Here is a 10,254-nt window from a genome sequence, read left to right as displayed (position 1 = left end):
GATGTCAGGGGTTTTGTCGGGGAAGGAGAAAAGCATGAAACCATCTGTTACTGCCGGGTCTCCAGCCCGAAACAAAAAGACGATCTGCAAAGACAGGTCGAGTTCATGCAGAAAAAATACCCCGAAGCGGAAATCATCAAAGACATCGGAAGCGGAATCAATTTCAAACGAAAAGGTCTGCGTTCCCTTCTGGAACGCGCAATGCGGGGAGATAAGCTCACAGTTGTATCTGCCCACCGTGACCGACTATGCCGATTTGGATTCGATCTCATCGAGTGGATTATCCGTTCGGGCGGCGGTGAAGTCGTGGTTCTTGACGAAACTCAGCTCTCACCCGAGCAGGAACTTACTCAGGATCTTCTTGCCATCCTGCACGTTTTCGCCTGCCGGATGCCCGGACTCCGAAAATACCGAAGCCAGATTGCAGAAGATCCAGCCATCCCCGGAACAGAAGAAGCTCTTCAAGAGCTGGACGGATGCGAGCCGCTATGTCTTCAACAAGACCTTTGACTACCTGAAGTCCTGCGTGAACTTCACGCCCTCCTGGATGGATGTCAAAAAAGACCTGCTCAAACAACTCCCAGTCTGGTGCGATGTCGTCCCCTTTCAGATCAAGGGCATGGCCGTGAAAGAAGCCTGCGGAGCCTTCTGGGCAGCAGCCAACCGGGAGCCGAAATTCCGCTTCCGGAAAGCACCGGAACAATCCTGCTTCATTCCGAAATCCGCTCTTTCCGGCAAGGGTATTTACCCAAAAATCTCCGGAAAAGGACTTCGTTTCACAGAACCCCTTCCAGAAAACCCCATGGACTCCCGCCTGATCTGGCGGTTCAACGCCTGGTGGCTTTCGACTCCGCACAAGTGCAGCACAGCGCAATCCGAGAACCAAGGACGTGTTGTTGCCCTAGACCCCGGAGTCCGAACCTTCATGGCCTTTTACTCTCCCGATTTCTCCGGAAAAATCGGAGAAGGAGACCTTGGCAGAATCCAGAGGCTGTGCTTTCACCTGGACAAGCTGTTCTCAAAACGCAGCCTCTCAAACAACAGCCAGAAGAAACGCAGTCTGACAAAGGCCATCCGCAGGATGCAGCAGAAAATCAAAAACCTCATTGACGAGCTGCATCACAAAACAGCCCGTTTCCTGACGGACAATTTCGACTGCATCCTTCTCCCGACCTTTGAAACAAAGGACATGGCTTCAAAGGCCAGGCGAAAAATCCGCTCCAAAACCGTACGTTCCATGCTGACCTTTGCCCATTACCGCTTCAAGTTGTTCCTGAAATGGAAAGCATCCCAGCGCGGAAAGACGGTTCTGGATGTCACGGAAGAGTACACCAGCAAAACCCACCCGCAAACCGGAGAAATCCGGAATATAGGTGGCGCAAAACGTATTCCGCTGCTCAACGGGTCTTGGGCAGACCGGGACGTAACAGGCGCTTTCAATGTTCTGCTGAAAGCTTTGACAGATTCGTCCACACCGGTAACGGTGTACAGTTAATGTTAGCGAACATTAAGAAAAAAGGATCGGACAGTCCATGGTCAGTATTCTTGTGATTGATGATGATGTGGATTTCTGTGACACCATGGCGAGTCTGATCCGGAGAATGGACTATGACTGCCATGCGGCCCATACGCTGCGGGAGGGGCTGGCCTTTTTGGGGCAGAGGTCTGTGGAAGTTGTGTTTCTGGATGTGCGTCTTCCCGATGGTAACGGTCTGGATGCCATTCCCCGCATCCGGGCATCGGAGGGCAGTCCTGAGGTGATCATTCTCACGGGTCTCGGAGATCCGGACGGGGCGGAGCTGGCCATCGCCGCAGGGGTCTGGGATTATCTGGTCAAGCCCTTTTCCGTGAAGCAGACCCGCCTCAGTCTGGACAGGGTTCTCCGCTACAGAGCGGAAAAGCAGCAGGCAAGGGAGCCGGAACCTCTGAATCTTTCCGCTGTGGTGGGTGAAGGCCCGGCCATGAAGGAATGTTACGGGCTTCTGGCGCAGGCGGCGCGCAGTGATTCCCGGGTACTGATTACGGGAGAGACCGGCACGGGTAAGGAGCTTTTTGCCAGAACCATTCACCAGAACAGCCGCCGGTCAAAGGGGGAGTTTGTGGTGGTGGACTGTGCCTCCATCACGGAAACCCTTCTGGAATCCACCCTGTTCGGTCATAAAAAGGGCGCCTTTACTGGTGCGGACAGTGACCGCACGGGGCTTGTGAAGCTGGCCGATGGCGGTACCCTTTTTCTCGATGAGGTGGGGGACATGCCCCTTTCCATCCAGAAATCCTTTTTACGGGTCTTGCAGGAAAGACGTTTCCGTCCCGTGGGGGAGACAAAGGAAGTGACCTCGGATTTCCGGCTTATCGCGGCTACCCACCGCAATCTCCAGGATATGGTGGACAGGGGGACTTTTCGTCAGGATCTGCTGTTCCGGCTCTGGACCATTTCCCTACGGCTTCCGGCCCTGCGGGAAAGGGGGGCGGAGGATATCAGGGCTCTGGCCTGTCAGCAGATCCGGAAATTCTGTGATCAGAATGGACTTCACCCCAAGGAGCTGGCCCAGGATTTTCTGGAGGTTCTCTGTGCCGACTCCTGGCCGGGCAATGTGCGGGAACTTTTCAATGTCCTGGAAGTGGCTTTTGTGACCTCAGGTGAGAACCAGACCCTGTATGCCATGGATCTGCCGAGGGAGGTGAGGATTCGGGTGATGCGGGCCAGTTTGAAGGAAGGGCGTATGGAGCCGGAAGAGGATTTTTCTGCTCAGAGTCTTTCCGTGGCTTCCGGGAGAGAGGGGGGGGCAGCCCTGCCGTCTCCCTTGCCGCATCGGATGGAGGATTTTCCCAGCCTCAAGGATTTCAAGGCGGAGATGGAAGCCCGTTATCTGGATGCCCTCATGGAGAAAACCGGGGGCAGTCCCCAGGACATGATGCTGATTTCGGGACTTTCCAAATCCCATTTTTACGCGCTTTTGAAAAAGTACGGGCGTTCTTTGAAATAGGCTGTGCAATTTTGAAGCAGGCCGTGCAAAAGAGATACGGATTTGTCATCCATTTTTCCGGACTGTCCGTTTTTTTTCCGGAAAACGGACAGATTTTTTCAGGAGATGTCCGGAGAAAGGGGAGAAGAGTGCCTGTATGGTGGGATTTCGGGTTTTTGGATTCTTTGGCATGTATGTTGCAATAATTGCCTGTGTCCCAGAGGGACGCCGCCTTCAGGGGCGGCGGAAAACCAGCGAACCGGGCAGCCTTCCCTAGCCGTACGTTCTTTCCACCACAGCCCTCCACCGTCCTCTTTCCGATCCGTCGGAAATTCTCTTCCACTGAAAACATCCATTTTCTGCCCGGTGCTGGTCTTTCTTACCAGACCTTATTATCCGTAACGATCCTTAAAAAAAGGAGACTTTCATGTTCAAACATATTGTGCTGTTCCGCTTAAAGGAAAATGCCAGGGGTCTTGGTCTTGAGGAAAACATTGCGGATCTGAAACAAATGCTGGAAGCCCTGCCGGATAAAATCGAAGAACTTCGGGTTCTGGAAGTGGGGGTGGATCTGCTGCAAACGGCACACAGCAGTCATCTTTCCCTTCTCACGGCATTTGATGATGAGGCGGCTTTTACCCGGTATGTGCAGCATCCGGAACATCAGAAAGTGGTGGCTTTTTTGCAGGGAATTCTTGAAGAACGGCGGGTGGTGGACTATACGCTGTAGAATGTCTGGCGTTGGATCAGGAGGCAGGGGTACAGGGCAAAACGGATGCAATGCCGTTCTGCCCTGTTGTGTTTTTACTGGATTTCCCACTGGCCTTTGGCATTTTTAACGGCCTTGACCTGGCCCTGTACGGCAACGGTGCCTCCGACTTCCACAATCGCTGTGTTGTCGATGGTTTCGATAACGGTAAAGGTCAGACCGGTGGTGTCGGTCTTCAGACCTTCCCCTGCAACAACCTGAGCCGCCACATGTTTCTGGGCGACGCTTTCCGGTGTGGTTTTTTCTGGGGTGCAGGCGGTGAACATCAGGGCGGATGCGGCAAGGGTGACATAAAACAGGTACTTCATGGGTAAGCCTCCGTGATTGTTTCTGGAACGTGATGGTGAACAGGAGCTGAACAAAAAAGTAAGTGACCCATTTATGTCTTAAAGAGTAAAATGGTTTCGTTTTCATTCAGCAGTGTCATGGGCAAAAAATTTATACCCTCTTTATTTTCTGCGTCAAGTGTGTTCCTTGTACTTTTCCCATTCTGTACTTGACAATTGCTGATCCTCCCGTGACAATCCCCCCGAAATTGCGCAAAAAGGTCTTGCTGCGCTTGGAAGCTGTCCCCCTTTTGCATCCATAACAGGCCAGGGATACCAATGTTTTTACTGCACCATCAGCAAAAATCCTTGCAGACGCACGTTCGAATTTTTTTTCAGACTCCCTCCCGTATCCCGGTAGTCAGCTTCTTGTTCACCATCCTTGCGGGTACCCTGCTGCTTAAACTGCCCGGGGCCAGCTTTTCAGACTGTCTTTCCTGGACAGATGTTTTTTTTACAGCCACATCGGCAACCTGTGTCACAGGGCTTACGGTTCTGGATACGGCGGGAACCTTTACGCCTCTGGGGAGGGGAATCATTCTGGTTCTCATTCAGATCGGCGGTGTGGGCACCATGACCCTCTCCACCCTTATTCTGATGGCAGCAGGCCGTAAACCCGGTATGCGGGATCGCAATCTTCTTCAGGATACCTTTACCCACGGAACGGACAAAAGTCCTGGCCGTATTGTTAGCGATGTAATGCGGCTTACCTTTGTCGTGGAAGCCCTGGGTGCCCTGGGGCTTTTTATCCGTTTTCTCTGGGATATGCCCCCTTCCGAAGCCCTGGGGCAGGCCGTTTTCCATAGCATCAGTGCTTTCTGCAATGCCGGTTTTGCCCTGTTTCCGGATAACCTTGTTTCCTACAGGAGTGATGTTGCCGTAAACCTCATTGTGGCAGTTCTCATTATTGCCGGTGGTTTTGGCTTTCTGGCTCTTGCGGAAATCGGGGAGCATGGCCGGAGCAAACGCAGACTTTTTTCACGCCTCAGCCTGCATACCCGGCTGGTGTTCAGTGCAACCCTGATTCTTCTGGTATCCGGAACCCTGCTTTTTCTTATGATGGAGTCCCGGAACACCCTTGCGGGTATGGGCTGGGGACAGCGCCTTATGGCCGCGTTTTTTCAATCCGTAACCCTGCGTACAGCAGGCTTTAACACCCTTGCCTTTGAACAGATGACCTCCGTCACCCTCTTTGCCTGCCTCATTTTCATGTTTATCGGTGCCAGTCCCGGTTCCTGCGGGGGAGGGGTCAAGACCACCACAGCCAGCACGCTTTTTCTTCTGGGGCTGGCCCGTCTTCAGGGCCGGGAAAGACCCCATATTTTTTCCCGCACCATTCCCGAAACCAGCATCACCCGCGCCATGAGCGTTTTTCTTCTCAGTCTTCTGATCATCAGTCTTGCCATCATGGGGCTTTTGATCACAGAAACCCATGCCCTGCCCCATCCCCAGAGCAAGGGGATTTTTCTTGAAATCGCCTTTGAAGCCACCAGCGCCTTTGGCACCGTAGGCCTTTCCACAGGTCTCACCCCCACCCTTTCCATAGCCGGAAAATGGATTCTCATCTTTCTCATGTTCATAGGAAGGGTCGGTCCCCTTGTCCTTGCCGTTGCCATCAGCCGTAAAAGTGACAGTCGTTTCCGCCATGCTGAAGAACCCATCATGATCGGATAGGAATCCCATGAAACAGTTTGCCATTATCGGACTGGGAAGTTTTGGTTTTTACCTTGCCACCCGTCTTTACAGCAAGGGCCATGAGGTCATTGCCATTGACAGGGATCCTGCCCTGATTCAGGAAATACGGGATCTGGTCAGTCAGGCCATCATTGCGGATGCCACGGATCCACGGGCCCTTGAGTCCATGGGGCTGCGTACCGTGGATGCGGCCATTGTCTGCATGGGATCCGTTCTCAGCGAGTCCATTCTTGCCACCCTCAACCTTAAGGAAATCGGATGCAAGACCGTTTACGCAAAGGCTCACAGTGAACCCCATGGCCGTGTTCTGGAAAAAATCGGTGCCACCGAGGTTCTGTTTCCGGAAAAAGATCAGGCAATCCATCTGGCAGAGCGTCTCCATGCACCCAATATGCTGGATTTTTTGCCCTTCGCCGAGGATCACGCCATTGTTCAGCTCACAACCCCCATGGCTTTTGTTGGAAAATCCTTAAAGGACATCAACCTGATCAACCGTTTTGGCATACAGGTTGTGGCGATTCAGGAGATTTTTCCCGGACGGCTCAATATGATTCCAAAAGCGGATTATACACTGAAGAAGGAAGATGTTCTCATCATTCTTGGCCCTAACCGGGCCATTGAGAAACTTCGTAAGAGTCATCCCGAATAAGGGCAGGGCAATTCGGACAAGGTCTGTGTTTCTGCACGGCTCAGCGGATCAGCTGGTTCATTTCAAAGATAGGCAGGCAGATGGCCAGTACAATGAGGCCCACGCTGATCCCCATCACCAGAATGACAAGCGGTTCCAGCATGGAAGTCAGCGCTGTCACCGCGTTCTGACTCTCGTTCTGGTAGATGTCCGCCACCTTCTCCAGCATGGCCTCCAGACTGCCACTGCGTTCCCCGATCTGTATCATCTGCAGGGCCATATCCGGAAACCCCTTCCCGGCAGCGAGGGAAGCTGCCAGCCCATCGCCCCGCTCCACAGCCTTTGCCGCCTGGGCAATACTTTTTGCCAGAACCTTGTTGTCCACCACATTTTCCACAATGGCCAGGGCTGAGAGGATGGGAACGCCGTTGGCCAGAAGAGACGCCAGAGTACGGCAGCAGCGGGTGACGGCCAGCTTTGTGCTGAGGCTGCCTGCAATGGGAAGGTGCATGATGCATGCGTCAATCCGAAGGCCAAGACCTGGAGACTGCTTGGCCCGACGGTAAAGAAAGGGCAGGGAAAACAGAGCAGGAAGCAGAATCCACCAGGTGCTTTTCAGAAAATCGCTGCCAGCAAGCAGGATGCGTGTCGGCAGCGGGAGTTCCTGCTGCATGTCGGAAAAAATGGCTACAAGCCCCGGAACAATGAAGGTCATGAGCCCAAAGAGAACCAGCCCGCCAAAGATGGCCATGACAATGGGATAGGCCAGGGCGGAACGGATGCGGGATTTGAGGTTTTCCTGATTTTCGAGAAGATCAGCGAGCCTTTCCAGCACCAGTTCCAGGGTTCCGGAACTTTCTCCGGAACGCACCATATTGATGTAGATGGGTGAAAAGGTGCCGGATTCTGCGGCCAGGGCGTCGGCAAACCCCGCCCCCCCCTCCACCGCATCCTTGATTCTGGAAAGGGTGCGTTTGATCGGGGTAGAACGGGTCTGGCTGATGACCGACCCCAAGGCACCCACCAGGGGAAAGCCCGCACCCATCAGTGTGGCCAGCTGCCGGGTGATGAGGCTGACGTCCTTTGGCCGGAGACGGCGCGTGCTAAGGAAGGAGAGGCTTTCCTTGCGGCTCTGATCCTGGGTTCGCGCTTCTCCCAGATGTGTGGGAAAAAGTTTGCGTTCCCGCAGTCTGGCACGGGCCATCTGCATATTGTCGGCATCAATGACGCCCTTGCAGCGTTTACCCCTGGGATCCAGGGCTGTGTATTCAAAAACAGGCATGGGGTTCTCACAGTTCTGATGGAAGAGGGCGTTTTTTGTTCCTCACAGTAGAAAACATCTGTGCAGGGGCTTGTCAAGAAAGCCGTTGTTTTTTTGTTTTCCTGCTTTGCAAGAGAAGTGCTTTGACGTATAAAGTTTCAAGATTTGCAGAGCTGAAAAAAAAATCCGTTTCGCTTCTTTCTTGTCGCTAGACCCCACTTTTCCTTCCCAAAAGATTCCTTATAAAAGGAGAACGGCCCATGAAATTTCAGGATCTGAGTGTGCGCTGGAAAATTCTGGCCATTGTGGCCTGCGGGCCGCTGGTGGTCGCCATGATCCTTGCCATGATGCGGGTCGAGGACATTCGTCAGGGTGCGGAGGACAGCATTCTGGAAAAAAGCCGGGCCATTGTGCTCATGGCAGAGGCGGCCCGTAGCGAAATGGCCAAAAAGCTTGAAATGAAAGTGCTCCAGCCCTATGAAGAGCTGGATCGCAGTCAGATCATGGAGGCCGTCCCTGTCATTACGGCCCTCAATATGGCGGCCCTCAATGCGCATGAGGCGGGATACCGGTTCCGTGCGCCCAAGATCAGTCCCAGAAATCCGGCCAATACTCCCGATGCCGTGGAGGAGGCGGTGCTGCGGGAACTGGCTTCGGGCAGTCTCAGGGAAAAGGTGGTTTTTGAAGAGGATCAGGTGCGGTATTTCAAAGCCATTACCCTGACGGCGGAATGTATGCCCTGTCATGGTGATCCCAGGGGCAGCCGGGATCCCGTGGGCGGTATCCGGGAGGGCTGGCGTGTGGGAGAGGTGCATGGTGCTTTTGAAATTATTTCTTCCCTGGAAGGTGCACACAGGGCTGTGGCCCAAGCCAAGATTTCCGTAGCTCTCTGGGTACTGGGCATTCTCATTGTGGTGATTGGCCTCGGATGGTGGCAGATACGGCGCAATGTGCTGCACCCCCTTTCCCTTTCCGAATCTCTGATTCAGACGGTGGCTTCCGGTGATCTGACCCGCCATGTACCCTATGCCTCCGGCGATGAGTTTGGTCGTATGATCCAGGCCATGAACGGTATGTCCGGAGAACTGAGGGCCATGATGGGCAATATCGGAAAGGCCGGACAGCAGTTGACGGCCAGTACCCGGGATCTGGGGCGCATTGCCGGAGTGCTTTATGACAATGCGGAGGAAAATGCTTCCAGGGCCAATTCCGTGGCTGCCGCCAGTGAGGAAATGAGCAGCAACATGCATTCCGTTGCCGCAGCCGTGGAGGAGACAACCACCAATGTTTCCATGGTCGCTCAGGCTGCGGAGCAGATGACGGAAACCATCAATGAGATTGCCCGAAATTCCGAAAGAGCCCGTTTCATTACGGAAGATGCCGTAGCCCAGGCAGAGCAGGCATCCCACCAGATGACGGCCCTGGGTAAAGCAGCAAGAGAAGTGGGGCAGGTGACTGAAACAATTAACAATATTTCAGAGCAGACCAATCTTCTGGCCTTGAACGCCACCATCGAAGCCGCCAGGGCGGGGGATGCGGGGAAGGGCTTTGCCGTTGTGGCCAACGAGATCAAGGAGCTTGCCCGCCAGACGGGAACGGCGACGAATGAGATCCGGGACAGGATTGATGGTATCCAGCAGTCCACCAATGCAACGGTGGAACGTATCGGTGCCATTCTTTCTGTGATACAGGATGTCAATGCCATTGTGGTGTCCATTGCCACAGCTGTGGAAGAGCAGAGCAACACCACAAAGGAGATCGCGGACAATGTACTCCAGGCCTCCCAGGGGATACAGGAGATGAATCACAATGTCTCCGAGGCTTCCATTGCTGCTGCGGAGATTGCAAAGGATATCGCTGAAGTACACAAATCGACGGATGATGTGGTACAGAGTTCGCGCAGCCTGAATGCGCAGGCGGCAGCCATGCAGAAGCAGATGGGAGAGGTTCAGGAGCAGGTTCAGAAATTCCGTACCTGATGCGGGAGAGGTGGTTTTCTGTGAGCAGCAACCCTTTTGTCGGAAAATGTCTGATTGCCATGCCCAGACTGGAAGACCCCTGGTTCTCCAGGGCTGTGGTCTGCATGGCTGTCCATGATGGGGCAGGGAGTTTCGGGCTTGTGGTAAACAATCCCTTCCCTTCCGTTTCCGAAGGCGATGTTCTGCGTTCCATCGGACTTCCCTCAGGTCATGGAAGATCAGACAATCCCATTTTTTGCGGTGGCCCGGTGCGGGAAGATGGCCTTTTCGTTCTTCACGGGCCTCCCTTTGACTGGAAGAGCTGCCTTGTCATTACGCCTTCTGTGGGGTTGAGTTTTTCACGGGATATCGTGGAAGCCATCGCTGGCGGGCAAGGGCCTGAGGCTTACAGGATGATGCTGGGGTGTTCCGGCTGGAGTCCCGGTCAGCTTGAAAATGAGATCTGTGAGAACACCTGGCTGGTGAATGCGCTGCCTGCGGAGCTTCTGCTTTCCTGTCCTGCGGAACGGTGTTGGGAGGAGGCTCTTTTACACATGGGAATCCGTCCGGAATTTCTGGCCTTTGAAGGCGGTAACGCCTGAGGGCATGAGATGGTACTGGCCTCCTTTCGAAGGGGAGGTGTTGGGACTT

General features: G+C 53.9%; 10 protein-coding genes. 8 read left to right on the top strand and 2 right to left on the bottom strand.

Going from position 1 to position 10,254, the window contains the following annotated elements; all coding sequences use genetic code 11:
• The 4 genes from BR04_RS15425 to BR04_RS15410 form a co-directional block, all read left to right on the top strand.
• The coding region (locus BR04_RS15425) for an IS607 family transposase (RefSeq protein ID WP_496356917.1) at positions 1-510 on the top strand (510 nt) is incomplete at its 5' end.
• Positions 422-1,495 carry an RNA-guided endonuclease InsQ/TnpB family protein gene (locus tag BR04_RS15420; protein ID WP_496356916.1) on the top strand — a complete coding sequence of 358 codons (1,074 nt, stop codon included), beginning with the start codon at positions 422-424 and terminating at the stop codon, positions 1,493-1,495. The genes BR04_RS15425 and BR04_RS15420, both read left to right, overlap by 89 nt.
• A 37-nt stretch (positions 1,496-1,532) precedes the next feature.
• Positions 1,533-2,987, top strand: coding sequence for a sigma-54-dependent transcriptional regulator (locus tag BR04_RS15415; RefSeq protein WP_496356915.1), 1,455 nt, complete (start codon positions 1,533-1,535; stop codon positions 2,985-2,987).
• Positions 2,988-3,393: 406 nt separating this feature from the next.
• On the top strand, positions 3,394-3,696 hold the full coding sequence (locus BR04_RS15410; RefSeq protein ID WP_496356914.1) for a Dabb family protein: 303 nt from the start codon (positions 3,394-3,396) through the stop codon (positions 3,694-3,696).
• 74 nt (positions 3,697-3,770) lie between these two features.
• Here BR04_RS15410 and BR04_RS15405 read toward each other — a convergent pair whose 3' ends face one another.
• Positions 3,771-4,043 carry a hypothetical protein gene (locus BR04_RS15405; protein WP_496356913.1) on the bottom strand — a complete coding sequence of 91 codons (273 nt, stop codon included), beginning with the start codon at positions 4,041-4,043 and terminating at the stop codon, positions 3,771-3,773.
• Positions 4,044-4,340: 297 nt separating this feature from the next.
• Here BR04_RS15405 and BR04_RS15400 point away from each other — a divergent pair, with 297 nt between their 5' ends.
• Both BR04_RS15400 and BR04_RS15395 read left to right on the top strand, forming a co-directional pair.
• Positions 4,341-5,735, top strand: a complete 1,395-nt coding sequence (locus BR04_RS15400; RefSeq protein WP_496356912.1) for a TrkH family potassium uptake protein — start codon at positions 4,341-4,343, stop codon at positions 5,733-5,735.
• Between the two features lie 7 nt (positions 5,736-5,742).
• Complete coding sequence (locus BR04_RS15395) at positions 5,743-6,405, top strand: potassium channel family protein (RefSeq protein ID WP_496356911.1); 663 nt, start codon at positions 5,743-5,745, stop codon at positions 6,403-6,405.
• Between the two features lie 40 nt (positions 6,406-6,445).
• On the opposite strand, the gene gspF is transcribed toward BR04_RS15395, so the two are convergent.
• Positions 6,446-7,666 carry a type II secretion system inner membrane protein GspF gene (gene gspF, locus BR04_RS15390; RefSeq protein ID WP_496356910.1) on the bottom strand — a complete coding sequence of 407 codons (1,221 nt, stop codon included), beginning with the start codon at positions 7,664-7,666 and terminating at the stop codon, positions 6,446-6,448.
• Positions 7,667-7,905: 239 nt separating this feature from the next.
• On the opposite strand from gspF, the gene BR04_RS15385 reads away from it, so the two are divergent.
• Positions 7,906-9,624 carry a methyl-accepting chemotaxis protein gene (locus BR04_RS15385; RefSeq protein ID WP_496356909.1) on the top strand — a complete coding sequence of 573 codons (1,719 nt, stop codon included), beginning with the start codon at positions 7,906-7,908 and terminating at the stop codon, positions 9,622-9,624.
• A 20-nt stretch (positions 9,625-9,644) separates the two neighbouring features.
• Positions 9,645-10,205: a YqgE/AlgH family protein gene (locus BR04_RS15380; protein WP_496356908.1), complete on the top strand. Its 561-nt coding sequence runs from the start codon at positions 9,645-9,647 to the stop codon at positions 10,203-10,205.
• Positions 10,206-10,254 lie beyond the last annotated feature (49 nt).

The organism is Desulfobotulus sapovorans DSM 2055 (assembly GCF_059569355.1).
This window is presented reverse-complemented; position numbering and strand designations above follow the sequence as displayed.

Coding starts and splice junctions, on each gene's coding strand:
- BR04_RS15415 (WP_496356915.1), top strand. CDS start 1,533: ATGGTCAGTATTCTTGTGATTGATGATGATGTGGATTTCTGTGACACC.
- BR04_RS15410 (WP_496356914.1), top strand. CDS start 3,394: ATGTTCAAACATATTGTGCTGTTCCGCTTAAAGGAAAATGCCAGGGGT.
- BR04_RS15405 (WP_496356913.1), bottom strand. CDS start 4,043: ATGAAGTACCTGTTTTATGTCACCCTTGCCGCATCCGCCCTGATGTTC.
- BR04_RS15400 (WP_496356912.1), top strand. CDS start 4,341: ATGTTTTTACTGCACCATCAGCAAAAATCCTTGCAGACGCACGTTCGA.
- BR04_RS15395 (WP_496356911.1), top strand. CDS start 5,743: ATGAAACAGTTTGCCATTATCGGACTGGGAAGTTTTGGTTTTTACCTT.
- gspF (WP_496356910.1), bottom strand. CDS start 7,666: ATGCCTGTTTTTGAATACACAGCCCTGGATCCCAGGGGTAAACGCTGC.
- BR04_RS15385 (WP_496356909.1), top strand. CDS start 7,906: ATGAAATTTCAGGATCTGAGTGTGCGCTGGAAAATTCTGGCCATTGTG.